This is a genomic window from Paractinoplanes globisporus DSM 43857 (assembly GCF_000379645.1).
Taxonomy (GTDB): domain Bacteria; phylum Actinomycetota; class Actinomycetes; order Mycobacteriales; family Micromonosporaceae; genus Actinoplanes; species Actinoplanes globisporus.
This window is the reverse complement of the sequence record NZ_KB903294.1, coordinates 596,563-615,314: the sequence shown is the minus strand read 5'-3', so window position 1 is coordinate 615,314 and position 18,752 is coordinate 596,563. Positions and strand designations below refer to the sequence as shown.

Annotated in this window: 13 protein-coding genes; 8 read left to right on the top strand and 5 right to left on the bottom strand. The window is 71.7% G+C overall.

The window, feature by feature from the left end; translation table 11 throughout:
- Nucleotides 1–52: 52 nt before the first annotated feature.
- Entirely contained in the window at nucleotides 53–703 is a 651-nt protein-coding gene (phoU, locus tag A3CQ_RS0102730; RefSeq protein ID WP_020509374.1) for a phosphate signaling complex protein PhoU, read from the top strand.
- A 176-nt stretch (nucleotides 704–879) separates the two neighbouring features.
- On the opposite strand, the gene A3CQ_RS0102725 is transcribed toward phoU, so the two are convergent.
- Nucleotides 880–1,749, bottom strand: a complete 870-nt coding sequence (locus A3CQ_RS0102725; RefSeq protein WP_020509373.1) for a PhzF family phenazine biosynthesis protein — start codon at nucleotides 1,747–1,749, stop codon at nucleotides 880–882.
- A gap of 48 nt (nucleotides 1,750–1,797) precedes the next feature.
- Between A3CQ_RS0102725 and A3CQ_RS0102720 the strand changes: the two genes are divergently transcribed.
- From A3CQ_RS0102720 to A3CQ_RS58650, 4 genes are read left to right on the top strand one after another with little or no spacing between them, the layout of a single operon-like run.
- Nucleotides 1,798–3,321, top strand: a complete 1,524-nt coding sequence (locus tag A3CQ_RS0102720; protein WP_051115122.1) for a phospholipase D-like domain-containing protein — start codon at nucleotides 1,798–1,800, stop codon at nucleotides 3,319–3,321.
- Nucleotides 3,322–3,381: 60 nt separating this feature from the next.
- Entirely contained in the window at nucleotides 3,382–4,383 is a 1,002-nt protein-coding gene (locus A3CQ_RS0102715; protein WP_020509372.1) for a thiamine pyrophosphate-dependent dehydrogenase E1 component subunit alpha, read from the top strand.
- Nucleotides 4,380–5,396 carry an alpha-ketoacid dehydrogenase subunit beta gene (locus tag A3CQ_RS0102710; RefSeq protein ID WP_020509371.1) on the top strand — a complete coding sequence of 339 codons (1,017 nt, stop codon included), beginning with the start codon at nucleotides 4,380–4,382 and terminating at the stop codon, nucleotides 5,394–5,396. The genes A3CQ_RS0102715 and A3CQ_RS0102710 overlap by 4 nt, the downstream gene beginning before the upstream one ends.
- The gene (locus A3CQ_RS58650) at nucleotides 5,393–5,716 is read left to right on the top strand and encodes a biotin/lipoyl-containing protein (protein WP_245576975.1); all 324 of its coding nucleotides are present in this window, start codon (nucleotides 5,393–5,395) and stop codon (nucleotides 5,714–5,716) included. The genes A3CQ_RS0102710 and A3CQ_RS58650 overlap by 4 nt, the downstream gene beginning before the upstream one ends.
- Here A3CQ_RS58650 and A3CQ_RS0102705 read toward each other — a convergent pair.
- Nucleotides 5,644–8,877, bottom strand: a complete 3,234-nt coding sequence (locus A3CQ_RS0102705; protein WP_020509370.1) for a GH92 family glycosyl hydrolase — start codon at nucleotides 8,875–8,877, stop codon at nucleotides 5,644–5,646. The genes A3CQ_RS58650 and A3CQ_RS0102705 overlap by 73 nt on opposite strands.
- Before the next feature lie 183 nt (nucleotides 8,878–9,060).
- Here A3CQ_RS0102705 and A3CQ_RS0102700 point away from each other — a divergent pair, with 183 nt between their 5' ends.
- The 3 genes from A3CQ_RS0102700 to A3CQ_RS0102690 all read left to right on the top strand — a co-directional run bounded on the left by A3CQ_RS0102700 (nucleotide 9,061) and on the right by A3CQ_RS0102690 (nucleotide 10,907).
- Nucleotides 9,061–9,846 (top strand): alpha/beta fold hydrolase, encoded by a 786-nt coding sequence (locus A3CQ_RS0102700; RefSeq protein ID WP_020509369.1) that lies wholly within the window; start codon nucleotides 9,061–9,063, stop codon nucleotides 9,844–9,846.
- A gap of 179 nt (nucleotides 9,847–10,025) precedes the next feature.
- Complete coding sequence (locus A3CQ_RS0102695; RefSeq protein WP_020509368.1) at nucleotides 10,026–10,235, top strand: dodecin; 210 nt, start codon at nucleotides 10,026–10,028, stop codon at nucleotides 10,233–10,235.
- A 3-nt stretch (nucleotides 10,236–10,238) separates the two neighbouring features.
- Nucleotides 10,239–10,907, top strand: coding sequence for an HAD family hydrolase (locus A3CQ_RS0102690; protein WP_157295209.1), 669 nt, complete (start codon nucleotides 10,239–10,241; stop codon nucleotides 10,905–10,907).
- Here the strand turns inward: A3CQ_RS0102690 and A3CQ_RS0102685 are convergent.
- Genes A3CQ_RS0102685 through A3CQ_RS0102675 form a run of 3 tightly spaced genes read right to left on the bottom strand, consistent with a single transcriptional unit; the run spans nucleotide 10,879 to nucleotide 18,124 of the window.
- Nucleotides 10,879–11,313 carry a hypothetical protein gene (locus A3CQ_RS0102685; protein WP_020509366.1) on the bottom strand — a complete coding sequence of 145 codons (435 nt, stop codon included), beginning with the start codon at nucleotides 11,311–11,313 and terminating at the stop codon, nucleotides 10,879–10,881. The genes A3CQ_RS0102690 and A3CQ_RS0102685 overlap by 29 nt on opposite strands.
- Nucleotides 11,310–12,026, bottom strand: a complete 717-nt coding sequence (locus A3CQ_RS0102680) for a hypothetical protein (RefSeq protein ID WP_020509365.1) — start codon at nucleotides 12,024–12,026, stop codon at nucleotides 11,310–11,312. Before A3CQ_RS0102680 ends, A3CQ_RS0102685 begins: the two co-directional genes overlap by 4 nt.
- The gene (locus A3CQ_RS0102675) at nucleotides 12,026–18,124 is read right to left on the bottom strand and encodes a hypothetical protein (protein WP_020509364.1); all 6,099 of its coding nucleotides are present in this window, start codon (nucleotides 18,122–18,124) and stop codon (nucleotides 12,026–12,028) included. Before A3CQ_RS0102675 ends, A3CQ_RS0102680 begins: the two co-directional genes overlap by 1 nt.
- Nucleotides 18,125–18,752 lie beyond the last annotated feature (628 nt).

Below are 18,752 nucleotides of genomic sequence, written 5' to 3'. Positions count from 1 at the left end.
GGCGGTTGAGCACATAGCATTGCCGTTTGGCGACCGAGGGTGAGGAGCGGGGATGCGCGGGGAGCTACAGGACGAACTCGCCCGCGTCACCAGTTCGTTGGTGACGATGGCCAAGGCGGTGCGTGAGGCGATGCGGCAGGCTAGCACTGCTCTGCTCGCCGCCGATCCCACCCTGGCCCAGCAGGTCACGGTCCGGGACGCCGAGATCGACGTGCTCTACCGCGTCGTCGAGGACCGGATCTACGAGGTGTTCGCCGACCGCTCGCCGGACCCGGTCGACCTGCGGAAGGTCATGACCGCCCTGCAGGTGGCCTCCGACCTCGAGCGCATGGGTGACCTGGCCGTGCACGTGGCCCGGTCGGCGCTGCGCCGGCACCCGGTGCCCGCGGTCGCCCCCGAGCTGGCCCACCTGTTCCGCGCGATGAGCACGATCGCCGACGAGCTGGCCGGCAAGATCGTGTCCGCCCTCGCCGACCAGGACGCCGAGCTGGCCGGCCAGCTCGACGGCGACGACGATGCCATGGACGAGCTGCACCGCCGCCTGTTCAGCGTCATGCTCCGCCCGGACTGGCCCCTCGGCGTCGAGGCCGCCGTCGACGGCGCTCTGCTGGGCCGCTACTACGAGCGCTACGCCGACCACGCCGTCAACGTGGGCCGGCTGGTCATGCTCCTGTCCCCGGCAAGACCCGCCGAGCACGCCTGAGCCCATCCCGGCTGTCCTTCCTCTTGACCCGATTTCGACGTACCGACCGTGCCGCGTTGCCATTCGTCAACCCTGCCCAACTCGCCGTCCGGAACGTACTCACCCGTCCGGTGGGGGAGGGAGCGCGTGCAGCGCGGGATGGCTGAGGAGAGCCTCGGCGAGGGCGGGCGGCGGAGTCAGGGCAGGCGCAGGGTGCCGGTGGCGCTCACGACCGCGCGGCCGGAGAGTACCGGCGTCGTGCCGTCGAGGCGGAGCTCGAGGCGGGAGGGGCGGCCGAGGCGGTGGCCCTGGATGACCACGACGGTCTCGCCGGCGGCGTCGTGGCTGTGCAGCAGGCAGGCGAGCGGGCCGGCCGCCGTGCCGGTGGCCGGATCCTCCGTGATGCCGGCGACCGGGTTGAAGAATCGCGCGTGTGCGGTCGCGCCGGGCTCGGCCGGGTCGAGCGAGTACAGGTAGCAGCCCTCGCCGCCGGCCGCCAGCAGGAGGGTACGCAGCGCGGCCGTGTCGGGAGACACCGAATCCACCGTCGCCCGGTCGCGCAGGCCGACCAGGAGGTGCGCCGCGCCGGTCTCGACCACCTGGGCCACCGGCAGCCCGGCGCCGGCGCCTAGTGCCGCGACGTCGACGCCCAGGGCGGCGGCGAGCGGGGCCGGCTCCACCGTGTTGCCGTAACGGGCCGGCTCCTGGCGCATGGCGATCCGGTCGGGGCTCACCTCGACCGGCAGAACCACGTCGCCCAGCTGTTGGTGCCACACGCCGGAACGGTCCAGCCGGCCGTTGTCGGCCAGCCACCACCATGCCCCGAGCGCGTTGTGACCGGCGCCGAAGACCTCGACGCCGGCCGGGGTGAACGAACGCAACCGATGGTCGGCGCCGGCCACGGTGGGGGCGACCAGGAACGTGGTCTCGGACTGGTTGAACTCCGCGGCGATGCGCGGCATGACCGCCTCGTCGACCTGATCGGCGTCCGGCACCACGGCCAGCGGGTTTCCGGCCAGCGGCCGGTCGGAGAAGACGTCCACCAATGCGAAGTCGATCGTGGTCATGGAGGGCACTCTATTCGGAGAGGCCCGCGAGTTTGTAGGGTCGTGCTCGTGACGGCGCTCGACGATCTTGTGGCTGACTTTTTCTCGCCGGCGGTGACGGCGCACTGTGAGAACTCGTCGGTCGAGTTCGTCGTCGACGGGCGGGGCTGGATGCGGCGGATGCGTGAGTTGCTCACGTCGCTCGGGCCGGGCGATGCCGCGTACATCTGTGGTCTGCAAATGGAACCGGAAATGGACCTCACCGGCCGGCAGCCGGGGGAGCGCGGCTACGAACCGCTCGGCGACCTGCTCGCCGGACTGGCGAGCCAGGGAGTCGACGTCCGGGTGATCCTGGCCGGCGCGATCGTGAGCAGCAGCATCGCGCGGCCGACGATTGGGCCTTTCCATCAGAACGTCAGTTCGGCGCACCGGTTGCGCCGCTGGCGGGTCAAAAGGGACCAGCCGCTCGCCAACCGGGTAGTGCTCGACTGGTCCGGCTCGGGCATAGGGTCCAACCATCAAAAGATTACGTTGGTACGCCGGGGAACCGAGCTCACCGCGTGTCTGGGCGGCATCGACTACGCCGCCAACCGGGTCGACGAGACGCCGCATCGGCGGCTTGCCGTGCGGGGTGGGCGCTGGGGCTGGCACGACGCCGGCGCGATCATCGAGGGGCCGGCCGCCGCCGATGTCTGGCGGGTGTTCCGGATGCGCTGGATCGGCGCCGTGAACCTGCCCCGCCGCCGGTACGTCTGGCCGACGATGCGTGGGCTGCCCCTGATCAACCCGCCCGGCATGCCGCCCTCGATCGACCCGGCCCCGCCGCAGAGAGCCCGGGAGATGAGCGGGTCGGCCTGCCAGATCCTGCGCTCGGTGGGCCCGTGGTACGTCGACTCGCTGCTGCCGTGGGAACGACGGCACTACGACGAGCTGGCCCCGGAGGGCGTCCACGAGATCTACCTCACGCTGGTGCAGGCGATCGGGGCCGCGCGGCGCTACGTCTACATCGAGGACCAGTACTTCCGCGAGTACCCGGGCGGCGACCACCGGTTCGAGCTGTATCCGCACGTACGGGCGGCGGCGGCCCGCGGAGTGAAGGTGATCCTGGTCGGCTCCGGGTCGCGGGACCCGGCCGAGTCCTCGCCGCTGATCAACGGCACGGTCAACCCCGACCTCCAGAAGAAGATCATCGACCCGCTCCCGCAGCAGTTGCGCCGCAACGTCGGCCTGTGGCGGGTCGAGCATCTGACCGTGCACACCAAGATCGTCATCGTCGACGACCGGTTCGCGGCGGTCGGCTCGGCGAACTTCTTCAGCCGCTCGATGGTCGGGGTCGACACCGAGCTGACGGCGGCGCTTGTCACCACCGGCGAGGAGGTGCGGGACCTGCGGGTGCGGCTCTGGGCCGAGCACCTGCGCACCCCGGTCACCGACGAGCTGCGCAAGAGTCTCGAGGATCTCGATCTGGCGATCGGCATGTTCCGCCCGGAGTGGCTGCCGCCGGACGCGCCGGCCGGCTCGTGGCGCAAGCCGGGCATCCCGGCCGGTTTCGACCCGCTCGAGACGGTCCTGAGCCTGGTAGGGCCGCCGTAGGCGTTGCGGTATCTGAAGCGGTCGTTGCCTTGCCTCACAAAGGGAGTCGACCGTGAGAGGATGACCGACACCATCGACGCGGAGGCGCGTCTGGATCTGTACCGAACAATGGTGCTCGTCCGCCTCTTCGAGGAGGCGATGCTCCGCGAGTACCACGCCGACAAGGGGCCGGGCTTCGACATCGGCAAGGGACTCGTGCCGGGGGAGATGCACCTGGCCGCCGGGCAGGAGCCGGTGGCGGCCGGGGTCTGTGCGCACCTGACCACCGACGACGCCGTCACGGCCACCCACCGGCCGCATCATTTCGCCATCGCGCACGGCGTCGACCTGCGGCGGATGACCGCGGAGATCTTCGGCCGGGAGACCGGGCTGGGGCGCGGGCGCGGCGGGCACATGCATTTGTTCGACCCCGACACCCATTTCTCCTGCTCCGGGATCATCGCCGAGGGCTATCCGCCGGCGCTCGGGCAGGCCTTCGCCTTCCAGCGGCAGGGCGCGGGCCGGGTCGCGGTCGCCGTCACCGGGGAGGGCGCGGCCAACCAGGGCGCCTTCCACGAGTCGCTGAACCTCGCGGCCCTGTGGAAGCTGCCGGTCGTCTTCGTCGTCGAGGACAACGACTGGGGGATCTCGGTGCCGCGGGCGGCGTCGACCTCGGTGCCGTCCAACGCGGCGCGGGCGGCGGCGTACGACATGCCCGGCGAGCGGATCGAGGACAACGCTGTCGAGGCCGTGCACGCCGCGGCCGGCCGGGCGGTCGCGCGCGCTCGCGCCGGGGACGGGCCGAGCCTCATCGAGGTGCACACGCTGCGGCTGTGGGGGCATTTCGAGGGCGACGCGCAGGCCTATCGCAAGGACATCGAGGACGTGCCGGGTCGCGATCCCATTCCGACGTACGAGAAGAGTCTGCGCGACGCCGGGCTGCTCGACGACGCCGCGGCGGCCGCCATTCGCGAGAGCGCCACCGAGCGGGTCGAGGACGCCGTGACGTTCGCGAAGGAGAGTCCCGTGCCCGATCCCGCCGGCGCCCTGCGCTACGTCTTCGCCTCCGGAGGTGTCTCATGACCGCGACGGCCGAACGGCTCACCACCTCCCGGGCCATGGTCGACGGCATCGCCGCCGAGATGGCGCGGGACGAGTCGGTCATCTATCTCGGCGAGGACGTCGGGGCGTACGGCGGGATCTTCGGTTCCTCGACCGGCCTGCTGGATCGCTTCGGCGCCACCCGGGTCATCGACACGCCGATCTCCGAGACCGCCTTCATCGGGCTGGCGATCGGCGCCGCCGTAGAGGGCATGCGGCCCATCGTCGAGCTGATGTTCGTCGACTTCTTCGGCGTCTGCATGGATCAGATCTACAACCACATGGCCAAGATTTCGTACGAGTCCGGGGGCCACGTGAAGGTGCCGATGGTGCTGACGACGGCGGTCGGCGGCGGGTACAGCGACGGCGCCCAGCACAGCCAGTGCCTGTGGGGAACGTTTGCCCATTTGCCGGGTATGAAGGTTGTGGTGCCCAGCAATCCGTACGACGCCAAGGGCTTGATGATTTCCGCGATCCGCGACGACGGGCCGGTCGTCTACATGTTCCACAAGGGAGTCATGGGCCTGGCCTGGATGGTCAAGAACCGGCGCGCCATCGGCGAGGTGCCCGACGGCGAGTACACGGTGCCGATCGGCAGCGCCCGGGTCGCGCGGGAGGGGACGTCGGTGACCGTCGCGACCGTCTCCCTGTCGGTGCACCACGCGCTCGACGTCGCCGAGAAGCTCGCCGAGGACGGCATCGACGTCGAGGTGCTCGACCTGCGCAGCCTCGTGCCGCTGGACCGCGAGGCGATCGTGGCCTCGGTCCGCAAGACCGGGCGGCTCGTGGTCGTCGACGAGGACTATCTGTCGTACGGTCTGTCCGGTGAGGTGGTGGCGTCGGTGACGGACGTGGATCCCGGCCTGCTGCGGGCCCCGGTCGCCCGGGTCGCCGTGCCCGACGTCCCGATCCCGTACGCGCACAGCCTCGAGTACGCGGTGCTGCCCCGGCCCGACCGCATCGAGGCGGCGATCCGCGCGGTGGCCGCCGCGTGACCGAGGACGTGCTGTTCCCCGAGATGTCCAAGAAGGACCCGGCCGCGCTGGGGGTCCTCACCACCTGGTTCGTCGGTGAGGGCGATCCGGTGCGGGCCGATCAGGTGCTGGCGGAGGTGCAGGTGGACAAGGTGTCGATGGACGTCGTCGCGCCCGTGGGCGGCACCGTCCACCTGCTCGTCCCCGAGGAGGCCGAGGTTCGGCAGGGAACGCCCATCGCCCGCATACGGGTGATGGGCGTTCGCTCTCAGCCCAGCAGCTGCAGTTCGGCCAGCTGTGTCTCGGCACCGCCGTGGTTGGCGGTGATGTTCAGGCGGTAGCGCGAGTACGACGCGCTTCCGGTGACGGTGAACGGGCGGGTCTGGCGGCGGTCGGCGAAGTCGACGTTGCTGCGGGTGTCGATCGTCGTCCAGGTCGTCCCGTCGTTGGAGCCCTGCAGGGTCCAGTTCTTCGGGTCGCGGGTGGCGAAGTCGTCGGCGGACGTGAGCGTGTACTGCTTGACCGCCGCCGCCGAGGAGAGCTGGTCGGTGATGGTGGCGGTGTTCGCGAACGTCAGCCACTTCGTCAGCGACGTGTCGTCGGTGAGCGCGGCGCGGCCCTCGTTCGGGCCGTTCTCGCCGCTGACCGTGAGCGTGCCGCCGGTGGCCTTGTCGGTCAGGCGGGCCGGGGCGGCCGTGCCGGTGGTCAGCGACGGCGGGATGTCGGCGTCCGCGGTGCCCCAGCTGGACGGGTTGGGGCCCATGGCGAACGTGAGCGTCCCGCCGGCCAGCAGGTCGGCGTGGGTGAGGTAGTTCTTCGTGTACGCGACGCCGTTGAGCGTGGCGCTCTGGATGTACCGGTTGGTGTCGCTCACGCCGGGCGCGCTGACGGTCAGGGTGTGCCCGTTCTCCAGGGTGATCGTGGCCTTCGGGAACAGCGGCGCGCCGATCGTGTAGTCGGTGCTCGCCATCCGGGCCGGGTAGAAGCCGAGCGCGCTGAAGATGTACCAGGCCGACATCTCCCCGTTGTCCTCGTCGCCGAGGTAGCCGTTGCCCGTGCCGGTCCCCGAGCCGTACAGCTTGGTGAGGACATTGCGGACCTGGTTCTGCGTCTTCGCCGGGGTGCCGGCGTAGTTGTACATGTAGAGCATGTGGTGGATGGGCTCGTTGGCGTGCGCGTACTGGCCCATGTTCCCGTCGTACGCCTCGCGCATCTCGTGGATGACGCCGCCGTAGCAGCCGGTGAGGTAGTCACGCGGCGCCGCCAGCACCGAGTCGATCTTCGCAGAGAGCTGGGCGCGGCCGCCGTACAAGTTGGCCATGCCCTGCGGGTCCTGCGGCGCCGGTAGCGCGTAGTGGTAGGCGTTGCCCTCGGTGTACTCGCAGCCCCACGACTGGGGCTTGAAGTCGGCGTCGCTCGTCCGCCAGCTGCCGTTGCTCTGCTTGCCGCGGAAGAAGCCGACCGACGGCGAGTAGAGGTTGGCGTAATCGAGGGTGCGGTTGCGGAAGTACGCCGCGTCGTCGGTCTTTCCGAGCGCCGTGGCCATCTGGTAGATGCCGAAGTCGCTGGTGGCGTCCTCGATGGTCCACGAGAGCGAGGCGTCGCGCACGTCCGAGGGCAGGTAGCCCTTGAACGGCGAGACCTGCAGCCCGGCGCGGCCGTTGGCGGACGAGGAGTAGACGGTCGCGTTCTTCACCGCCGAGGCGTACGCGGCCTGGTAGTCGAAGTTGCGCACGCCCTTCATGTACGCGTCGGCGAACGCGAGGTCCTGGTTGGTGCCGGGCATGACGGCCTTGTTCCACGGCCCGGACCAGCTCGGCGTCCAGCCGGCGGTCTTGTAGACGTTGACGAAGCCGTCGAGCATCTCGCCGGTCTTCGTCGGGGACAGCAGCGTGTACAGCGGCCAGACCGCCCGGGAGGTGTCCCAGAAGCCGTTGTTCACATACATCTGACCGTCGTGCAGTTGATTGTCATACGGACTGAAGTATCGGCGGACGCCGCCGACCATCTCGGTCCGGTTGTTCGGGTACATGTAGGCGCGGTAGAGGTTCGAGTAGAACGTGATCAGCTGGTCGTTCGTCGCGCCCTCGATCGCCACCTTGCCCAGGACGGCGTTCCATTGCGCGGCGGTCTCATCGCGTACGGCGTCAAGGGTCTTGGAACCCACCTCGGCGCTGAGGTTCGCCGCGGCCTGGGCCACGCTCGTCCAGGATGTGCCGACCCGCAGGGTGACCTGCTCGTTCGCGGTGGTGGCGAAGCGGATCCAGCTGGTAGCGCCGCCGCCGGAGACCTGGCCGGTGGCGGCGATGGCGTGGTCGACGGTGGCGGAGAAGTAGAGCTTCTGCCCGTTCTGGTCGGCGTAGCCGGAGATGGTGCGCCCGGCGGTGTCGACCGTGAACGAGCCGCCGGCGCTGTCGATCGTGTCGAAGAGGATCACCGAGTCGGAGGCGGACGGGAACGTGAAGCGCAGGACACCGGCGTGATCGGTCGGCGCCATCTCGGCCGTGATCCCGTACGTGTCGAGCCTGGTCTTGTAGTAATACGGTCTGGCGATTTCGTTGGCATGACTGAATGTGGATTTGCGCGCGTCGGGCGTGGCCTTGATCGCGCCGGTGGTCGGCATGATCTGCAGCTGCCCGTAGTCGGCGACCCAGGGGCTCGGCTCGTGGCTGATCGCGAAGCCCTGCACGGTCGAGGCGCTGTACTGATAGAGCCAGCCGTCGCTGTTGCCGTTGGTGACCGGCGTCCAGAAGTTGAACCCGTTGGGCACGGTCGCGCCGGGGAACGTGTTGCCGCGCGAGTAGCTGGGGTCGGAGTTGGAGCCGCGGCGGGTGTCGACGTAATCGGCGAGCGAGGCGGCGGCCGAGCTCGCGGTGATGCTGATGTCGTCGAAGTACCCGCGGAAGGTGCCGGTGCCCTCGGGCTTGTCGTACCCGATGAGGATCCGGTCGATCGTCTTGCCGGCGGTCTGCGCGCCGATCGCCGAGGTGACGTAGTTCCAGGTGTTGAAGCTCAGGACGCTGCCGGCGCCCTGGAAGGTCGGGTGCAGGCGTACGCCGTGCTGGTCGACGGCCCCGGAGTCACGCAGGAAGGTGCCGTCGGTGAACGCCAGGTCGACGGCGACGTCGAGGTTGCCGCCGCTCTGCGGGTACACCCAGTAGGAGAGCGTGGTGCCGGCGACGATCGGGATGTTCACGTCGAGGATCCGGTTGTAGGAGTAGCTCGAGGTGGTGCTGGTGTCGGCGCCCGAGTACATCAGCGCCGTGCTGCCGGTGTGGGCGAGCTCGGTGCGGGTGCCGCTCTCCATCGCGGTCAGGCCGCAGCAGTAGCCGCCGACGCCGGAGCTGCTCTCGACGGTGTTGGTCCAGGTGGCCTGGGGATCGCCGGACTCGAACCCGGTGACGAAGTCGCCCGCGGCGGCGGCCGCGGGCGAGGGGACGGAGACGGTGCTGATCAGGACGGCGAGGACGGCGCCCAGGACCAGGGGGAGTTTTCGTGCCATGCCGACTCCAGGGGAGCGATGAACGTCTATGACAACGTTGTCGGAAAGTCAGTGAACGACGCTCGGGCGTGGACAGTCAAGAGCTTCGATTAACAAACTTTGTCAAGCCTCGCGGGGGTGGCGCCGCTTACGTTCGGGTTCATTCCGACCAATCGATGGTCAAACATCTGGTAAACAGCTTGGATGGTGTTTGACTGCGGGTCGGTTGAGGTCAACGGCGTGCGCCTCGGTTGCCGCGAGACCGGCGACCCGTCCGGCACGCCGGTGGTGCTGCTGCACGGCAGCGGGAGCAGCGCCCGCACCTGGGACCGGTTCGCCGCCCGGCTGGCGGGTCTCGGCTATCGGGCGATCGCCGTCGACCTGCGCGGGCACGCCACCAGCAGCCGCAGCCGGGATTATTCGCTGGCCAGCCTCCGCGACGACGTCCTGTCGCTGCTGGAGCTCCGGTCGTTGCGCGACGCCGTCCTCATCGGTCACTCGGTCGGCGCGCACGCGGCGCTCGCCGCGTCCCTGAAGGCGCCGGAGCGGATCTCCCAGCTGGTCCTGGAGGATCTCGCTGCGCCGCCGCGGCGCTCGGGCCGCTTGGGCGGCTCGGGCGGCTCGGGCTCGGTGAAGGTCAACCCGCTTCAGGTGCTCAACGCGATCACCAGCATCTTCGGCGGCAGCCGCGACTACGACCTGCGCGCCGTCGGCTCGATCCTGCGCCAGCTCACCCGGCCGGACGCCCAGTGGTGGGAGCGCCTCGGCGAGGTGAGTCATCCGACCCTGGTCCTTTCCGGCGGCCCGACCAGCTGCATCCCGCCCGCGCGACTGACCGAGGTGGCGACGGCGATCCCCGGCGCGCGGCTGGCCACCATCCCGGTCGGACACCGCGTCCACAGCCTCGCCCCGGCCGAGTTCGCCGCCACGGTCCTCCCCTTCCTGGCAGCCGACTCCGTCTCGCACGGCCTGGACCGCCGGGCCGCATAGATATGCCCGCGGCTTCACTCTCAGCAGCCGTGACCGCGACCGGCCGCAGCGTGCGCGACCAGGCACAGCCCGGCCATGGCAAGCCCAGCTCAGCCCCCGGAGCCGGAGATGCGCGAACGGTTCCTGACCCCGCGGGACTGGGTTTCTGGTTGAGTAGGGGGAAACCCGAGGAGGCCGTGATGTCCAACCACGTGTACCGGCTCACCGAGGTCGTCGGCAGCAGCCCGACCAGCGTCGACGACGCGATCCGCACTGCGATCCGGAAGGCCGCACAGACCGTTCGGAATATCGAATGGTTTGAAGCGCAGGAGGTTCGCGGCCAGGTCGTCGACGGCGACGTGGCCTACTACCAGGTCCGCGTCAAGATCGGCTTCCGGGTCGAGGACTAACCGTTGATCCAAGCGGTGGTCGTCGACGTCGACGACACGCTGTGCCTGACCGAGGCGGCCTCGTTCGACCTGGAGAACGAGGTGCTGGCCGCCCTCGGGCGTCCGCCCATGCCGCGCGAGGTGCACCTGGCCACGTGGGGCGAGCCGCTGCTGGTCGCCATGCCGCACCGGTCGCCGGGCCTCGACCTGGAGCGATTCGCGGAGCTGTTCCCGATCGTGAACCAGCGCTTCCTGGCCGAGGGCCGGCTCGACGTGATTCCACCGGAGAACCTGGCCGCCTTGGACCGGCTGGTCGCGGACGGGCGTACCGTCCTGCTGCTGACCTCCCGGGCCGAGGCGGAGGTGCGCCACCTGCTGGAGCCCGGCCATGCCCTGGCCGGGCGCGTCGCCGGCGCGTACCACCAGGGAAATACGCTTTTCACCAAGCCGGACCCGCGGGTGTTCGACGTGCTGCTCGCCGAGACCGGCTTCCGGCCCGAGCAGTGCGTCTACGTGGGCGACTCCCCGGGCGACGCGGTCGCCGCGGGCGGGGCCGGCATCGGCTTCATCGCCTGCCTGCAGAGCGGCCTGCGCCGCCTCGACGAGTTCGACCCGCGCTACGTGATCGCCGCCGTCGACACGTTTCCCGAGATCGTTCCGGTGATCAGCGGGCGGCCAGACCCCGCGCGGTGAGGACGGCGGCCCGGGCGACGGCCGAGTCGCGATGCCGGCCCAGGGCCCGGAGCGCGGGCAGCTGGTCGTACGCGTGCATCGCGCCCGCGGCCAGCACGCCCAGCAGAAGCTGCTCCGGGTCGGAGGAGCGCAACAGACGCGGCAGCGCGCTCGCGTGCAGCAGCGGCAGCTCGGCCCGGATCGCGTCCGGCTCGGCCACCCCGGACAGGTCGAGCAGCCGCAGCCGGACGACCGGGTTGCACGTGTAGACGGCGATGTCGTCCGCACGCCGCCAGGTGCCGAACTCCGGCTCGCCCGGAACGAGCGGCGGCGCGGACGGCTCGCGGACGAGGGCAAAACCGAACCGGCGGAGGGTCGCGGTCAGGTCGGCGTACCGCAGATCGGGATCGAGCACGAGGGCGCTCACGGCAGCTCCGCCCGGATCGCCGCGACCACCCGGCCCTCGGGAATCCCGCCGTGCACGTGGTGCACGGCCCGCCCCGCGACGACCAGCTCGCCCCACGTCATCAGCCGGTCGTCGAGCAGCGCGGGGAAGGCCCCGAGCAGGTCACGCCAGGCCGCGGTGATGTCGTCGGCCGTGGCCAGCTCGCCGATGGGCGCGGCGACCGGCTTGCGGGTCAACCGGCCGGCCTTCTCGGTGGTCGACCAGAGGGCGCGGGCCTGGTCGGGGCGGCCGAAGGCGAGCGCGGTGAGGCATGCGCGGCGCGCCGTCTCCACCCGCAGCAGGCCCCTCTGGTCGGACGCGACGCGGTCCAGCAGCAGGAGGATCCGCTCCTGGTCGGCCGGGTCGTCCCGCCGCCCGGCACAGCGCAGCACGGCGATCAGATTCACGATGCCTGTCGTCACGAGGGGGAGCCCGGCGGGGCCCGCGCCGGTCTCGGTCGCCGCGATCGCCCGGGACAGGTGCGGCTCGATCACGGCCGCCGCCTGGTCGAGGCTCGGCCCGTCGCCGAGCACTGCCACCCGGGCCAGCACGCCGTCGGCGCCGATCAGCGCCTCGGGCAGGCGCTCGTCCTTTCCCCGGGACAGCTGGGCCGCGACGTCCTCGGCGATCATGGAGAGCTGGACCGGCAGGTCGGAGCGGAGGCGGTCCGCCTCGGACTGCCAGTCGGTGCCCATCACTTCACTCCCCAGATGATGGCGGCGGTCACGCTCGGCGTTTCGGCCCGGGCGGCCTGCCGGCTGACTGCCTGCTTCAGCGCCCTCAGCTGCGCCGGGGTCAGCTCGCTGACGTCCACCACGACCTTACGCGTGACGAGACTGCCCGGGTCGGTCTCATGCGGCACACGGACCGCGAGGTCGCCGAGGATCTCCCTGGCGGCCGCGGCGGCGCTGAATGCCTTGGGATCGATGACGCGCACGTGGACCGGGTTCCCCTCGCTGTCGCAGTAGACAACGCCGTCACGTTCGCTGCGGCGTGCTGGCCCGGGCAAACTCCTGCCCTCCTCCCGCAGGACGGCACGGGCCTCCCGCAGCCCGTCGGGTCCGATCGCGAGGTTGCGCTCGGCCATTACTGCGAGCCGCTGCTCCGGTGTGCCGAGGATCGCCAGTGCCTCGTCCCGCTCGATGGTGGCGAGCCTCGACTCGTGGATCCGGTCGAGGATGACCGGCCTGACGTCCGCGCCCTCGCCGAGGGAGTTGCGAACCGATTCGACCAGGCCGTCCAGAAGCGAACGCTTGTTCCCGGTCGGTCCGACCTTGGAGTTCGGGCCGATGACGACCCGCAGGTCGATCCGCTTGTCGTCGATGGCGTCGAGCGCCGCCCGGATGGTCTGCTGCGACATTCCCTCCGATGGCGCGTCCGGGTTGGTCCTGAGCCGTTCGTTCATCGCGTCCAGATCCTCGCGAATGGTGTCGAGGTTCTTTTGGAAGTTCTCCCGGACCGCGGTGAATTCTTCCGTCTTCAGCTTCTTCGAGCGTTTGACCTCGATGAGCTCGACCCGGACGGTGTCGTCGTGCTGAACCGCGATGCCCACCAAATCGAAGCCCTCGCGGGCAATCCTGGTCGGTTCGAAATAGTGATAGGCCTTCATCCCGGGCGGCGGGCTCGCCGCTCGCCCCGCCGCCTCCGCCCGGGCCGCGACCTCCAGGTTGCGGCCGGCCCGCTCGCGTTCCGACCCGCTCTGCACCCAGTAGTCCTCGGGCGTCCAGTTCTCCTCCGTGTGCCAGCGCCACCCGTTCTTCTCGATGACGATGATGTCGCGGTAGTACGGGGATTGGGCCTTGCGGTCGGTGAGGGGCTCGGTGTCGCCGATCTGGTAGACGCGTTCCGCCGGGCCGCTCGCCCGCCACAGCTGTGGCGAGTCGAAGATCTCCACGATCTCGTCCTTCGGGATTCCGGTGCCGGGTGGTGGCGACTTGCTGAACAGCCTCGCCGGTTGGTTCAGGTCGACCGGCGAGTGCAGCTCGCCGCGGCCGATGCGGGCGATGTCGTCCGGGCTCAGCGCGCGCACGCCCTCGTGGATCTCGCGCAAGGCGCGCAACGTGGCGAGGTCGGTGTTCAGCTCCCGCGACAAAACCAGCTTGCCTTGCGGTGGGAGCTCCGGTGCGGCCAGGCGTCCCTCAAAAATGGCGATAGTACGTTGGTGAGCGTCGATTTCCAGGTCGAGTTTTGCCCGGTAGAGCTCCATCTTCTCGGCAACCGTGAGGGAGTCCCAGCGCCCGAGCACCGACTGGTCGACCTTGGTGATCAGGTCGGCGGTGGCGGGGTCCACGGACTGCCACAAGTGAGCGCCCTCGCGCAGCAGCGTGCCCGGCGGCGCGGTCTCGCGGACGATCACGCGCGGCTCTCCATTGTGGAACTCGACCACGGCGTACCCGCTGCCGCTTCGGGTGTGCGCGGCGAAGTCGGCGTCGCTGATCACCTCGATCGGGGTGCGCGCGAATCGGCCGCGCAGCTCGGGCGGGATCACGGTCAGAAGTTCCCCGCGCATCTGCTTGCGCAGCAACTGGTCGGCGTCGGCGGAGATCTGGACCTCGGTCAGGCCCCGGTCGAGCGCGGTGAGGAACTCACGGTAGGACGCGTTCGGGTATTGACCGCGGAATTCGCGGAAGGCGGCCGCCCGCTGCGCCGGGTTGCCGCGCAGCTCCAGGATGTCGGCCGGGCGCCCGGGGCGCGCGGCCCGCTCGGCGGCGAGTTCGGGGGCGGTGGCGAGGACCGTGACCGCGTCCAGCGGCGGCTTGCCGCGCACGCTGCGCCAGGCCGCCCGCATCTCGCCGAGCGCGGCGCCGCCCACGTGCATGCCGACCCGCATCACGGCGCCCGCGGCTACGCCGGTGGCCAGGTTGATGGCGCCCTGGCGGACGGTGCCCTCGACGATGTTCTTGAGCACGTCGCCGCGGTACGTGTTGTCGTCGAGCAGGGTCGCGGCCAGCGCCTGCGGACCGGCCTGGGCCGCCTGCTCGACGACCTCGGCGGCGGCCTTCGCGGTCAGCTTGGCGGCGGTGCCGCCGGTCTGCGCCATCCGGGCGAGCAGCCCCGGCGGCGCGCCCTTCGCCACCACCAGCAGCTTCTCGCCGAGGCCGGCGGTGGCGGCGGCGAGGGCGGCGTCCACCACGCCCATCGCGGCGTCATGGGCGATGTCTTCGAGGCCGTACTGGTTGCCGAGCAGGATGGCCCGGGTGGTCATCGTGGCGAGGGTGCCCAGCAGCGACGCGACCAAGGCGATCGCCGCCGGCGCCGCGGTGCCGCCGGAGGCGACGACGGCCGCGGTGATCACGAGGGCCGCGACGACCGTGACGACGGCGCCGACGATCTGGGTGATCACGTCGGTGACGTGGTCGACGCCGCGCCGGTACGCCTCGGCCGCCGCGTCGTACCGGGTCGCGACGCCCGCGAACTCGTACCGGTATCGCTCCAGCTCCTCGGCGTCCGGCTTGTGCTCCGGATCGGTGATCCGCTGGTACGCCACTTTGGACCGCTCGTACTCGTCGTCCAGGATTCGGCGCTGCTCCGGCGACACCTCGAACGCGCCACCCAGCCCGTACGTGGTGGACTCGAATTGGTGCCGGCGCTCGATCGCCTGCCACTGCTCGTGCTCGTTCCGCGGCAGGCCGACCAGCATCTCGCCGAAGTCGAACCGGTCGCGGGTGCCCGGGTCGGTCTCGTATTCCAGCCGGCCCTTCATGTCCTCGTGGTACGTCTTCTGGTACTCACCGAGGATCTCGTTGATCTCCTCGCGGGTGCGGCCGCGCAGCACCCGCCGGATCCGGTCCTCGTCGGTGCCGGGGCCGGTGACCGCGAACCGCACCTCCTGCGCCGCGGTGAGATAGCCGCCGGTCTCGTACCGGGTGCGCGATTCCTCCCGGCCGCGCTGCTCGATCAGCGTGCGCAGGCCGCCGTACTCGCCCGGGGTCTCGATGATCCGGGGGCCCTCGCCGGAGTCCACGCTCTGGGTGGCGCCCCAGGTCTGGCTGTAGTGGTCGTCGAATCGGCGCTCCAGCACGCTCATCTGGTCGCGGCTGCGCTCGCGGGCCTTCTTCTCCAGTTCGACCTGGATGTTGCGCTCGGCGATCGCCTGCTGCTGCGGGGTCATCGGGCTGCCCTGCTCGGCGGCGATCCGCATCTGGTCGCCGAACGCCCGGCGCAGCGCCGGCTCCTCGTCGCGCCGGACGCTGTCGAGGATGCGCTCGTAGCGGCCCCGCATCACCTCGTTCAGCTGGGTGTCGGCCTCGGTGCCGCCGGCCTCGGCCCGCTGCCCGTACACGGCGAACCGGGCGGCGTCCGCGCCGACCAGGTCGTTGGTGCGCAACGCCTCGGCCAGGTCCCGCACCGGCCCGGTGAGGTTGTCCTGGTAGGCGCTGACCAGCGTCCGCGCGGCGCCCGCGAACCGGACGTCATAGGAAACCTCGACCCCGGCCGTACGCCGCCGCACCTCGGCCTCGACCTGCCGGGAGCTGTACTCCGGGTGCGCCGCGCCCACCTCGTCGCGGATCTGCTTGTGCACCTCCTCCATGGCCGCCACGTCGTGGCCGAGCACCGCCTCGTCGAGGGCGAGCGCGTCGGCCCGGTCGGTGTCGCCGGCCGCGAGCGCCTGGGCCCGTTCCAGCTCCTGGTCCTCGAAGTCGTCCTTCAGCGCGGCGTCGAGGGTCTCGTCGTACATCTCCCGGTACCGCCGGGCGACCTCGGCGCGCTGGTCGGGCGGCAGGGCGCGCAGCGTGGCATAGACCTCGCGCTCGGCCGTGCCGGGCCCGTCCATCGCCTCGTGCAGCCGGGCCGCGGCGGCGCTCGCCGCGTCACCGTGGGCCAGCGCGAGCGCCCGGTCCCGCTCCGATCCCGATGACATGTCGTCCTTGATGGCCTCCTCGATGGTCTCGCCGTGCCCCTTGAGGTAGGCGGCGCGCACCACGGCGGCCTGCGGCCGGGTGAGGTTCGCCAGGGCGTCGTAGATCTGCTGCTCCTCGGTGCCGATGCGGTCCACCGCGTCGTGCACCTGCTCCGCGATGTCGACCGCGTTGCGCCCGGTGCCGGCGAACAGGATCAGGTCGAGCGGGTGGTAGTTGTCCGGGGTGGGCGTGACCGCCTCGATGTCGGACCGCAACCGCTGGACCAGCCCGTCCTGTCCGGCCGCGACGATGCGGTCGCGGGACTGCCGCACCAGGAAGGCGAGCTGGGACTCGGCGGTGGTCCCGGCCGCAGAGGCGATCTTGGCCAGTCCCGCGTCCTGCTCGGCCGCCTCGGCGGCGGTCGCGGCCGACTGCCGGGCCACCGCGGCCCGCATCACGAGTACGTCGAGCAGAAGCTGGTCGCGGCTCTGCTCGGCGGTCGCCCGGGCCTCCGCGGCGACGCGCTCCCGGCTCAGGTCGACGGCATCGACCGCCGCGTCGAGCCGGCGGCGGTCGTCGTCGCGCAAGTCGCCGGTGCGCTCGGCCGCCCAGTCGCGTACCAGCGCGGCGGCCTGGCCCCCGGCCGCCCAGGCGGCGGCGATCAGCAGGTCGGCCGACTCGCGGGTGTCGGTGCGCAGGGCCGTCATCGCGGCGGCGATCCGCGCACTCTGCACGGAAAGCCAGGGCCGCCCGTCCGGGGTCCGGTTGACGTCGAGGCCGCCGGTGGGCAGCACGCGCACGTCCGCGGAGTCGGCGGCCTCGTACGCTTCGGTGTAGCGCCGCTCGTAGTCGTCGACCTGCGCCAGCCGCTGATCCCGGGCGCGCTCGTGCGCCACGGCCGCGTCGGCCGCACCGGCCCGGGCCCGGCCGAGCAGCTCGTCCCGTACGTCGAGGATCAGGGCCGGATCGGTGGAGGTCATCGCCGTGCGGAGCCGCTTGCGGGTCTCTCGTTCGGCGTCGCGCCGCGCCTCACCGATAACCACGGCGGTACGCTCGGCGGCCTGCCGCGCGGTCGCGGCGGCGTCGGTCGCGGCGCCCTGCTGGCTGGTCGCGGCCGCCCGGCGTGTGGCGGTCAACCGGGTGTGCCGTTCCGCGGCGGCCGAATGCAGATAGCGGTCCGTGTAGCCGACGGACGCCGCGAGCTCGTCGACCTGCCCGGTGTAGCCGGCGGTCAGCTCCGGCACGAGCGTGTCGTCGTTGTAATTGTGGTACTCCTCGGATTTGGCCAGCGCCCCCTCCCGGTACGCCGCGAGCCGCGCCAGCCGGAGCGCGTCGGCGGCCATCCCGGGCAGGCCGGCGCGCAGGCCGTCGATCACCTGGGTCGCCTCGGCGAGCAGCGGCGCGGGCAGCTCGCCCAGCGCCTCCAGCCGGATGTCCTCGATCCGCGCCGGCGCCGGCGCGGCGGTGACCGGCGGCTCGGCGGCAACGGCCGGTCGCTCGGTGCGCGACGGCTGCCGGGCCGGGCGCACCGGCGGGGCGACAACGGTCCGCAGCTGCTGCCGGGCCGCGGTGAGGTCGGCGATCCCGCTCGGCCCGAGGACCGGCATCCGGCCGCTCGGCGTGGCCTGCAGCGCGGGCAACGCAATCGGCGGCAGGCGGGCCGCGGCGGCCTCCCGCACCACCCGGGTTGCTTCCGGTACGGGGTCGGGCGGCGGCGCCGGGGTCGGCGGCGTGCGCGGGTGCGGCGGCACCTGCCGCGCGGCGGCATGCGGTGCGGCCCCGGCGATGCGGGCCTGGTGGTCGGCGGCGCTCTGTCCCGTGCTGGCGATCTCCCGGGCGCCGGGGGTGCCGCTGACCGCCGGGTGGGGGAGGGCGTCCGCGGCCCGGCGGGTCGTGGCGTGCCACTGCTCGATGGTGGCCGGCGCCGCCTCTCCGACGGCGGCGCCCGGCACCGCGGCCTCGGCCGGCGTGGGTCCGGCGGGTGCAGCGCCGCCTGGGCCGGCGCCGACGGGCGTGGGACCGGCGGTTACGGCGCCGCCTGGGCCGGCACCGACGGGGGTGGAGCCGGCGGTTGCTGCGCCCGCCGGGGCAGGGCCGGCGCGCGCGAGACCAACGGGTGCGGGGCCGGCCGTTGCGGCGCCACCCAGGGCAAGGCCGGTGGGCGCGGGGCCCGCGGCTGCGGGCCCCGCGGCCGCGGAACCCGTGGGCGCAGAGCCCACCGCAGCGGGGCCGGCGGCGGAACTGTCGGCCGGAGCAACCGTGATCGGCGCCAGGCCGATCGGGCCGATCTCGGATGACCCTGCGGTTTGCTGCATCTCGGCGACCGTGGCCGGCGAGGTGGCGGGCAGGTTTGTCTCGGGGCCGAAGGAGGCTTCTCCGCCGCGTAGCCTGCCTGGCTCCAGCAGGGCCTCCACCGCGGCGTTGCCTCGCGCCGCCTGCGCCGTCTGGGTGGCCGCCGCTCTCGCGCGGCGCGCGGTCGGCCGGCGAAGTTCCGGCGTTCCCGGCGGGGGAGGGCTTCGCGTGGGGCCCGCCGCGCCGTCGGTCGTGGGCTCGGCGGCGGTGCGCTGGGCCGATTCCGCG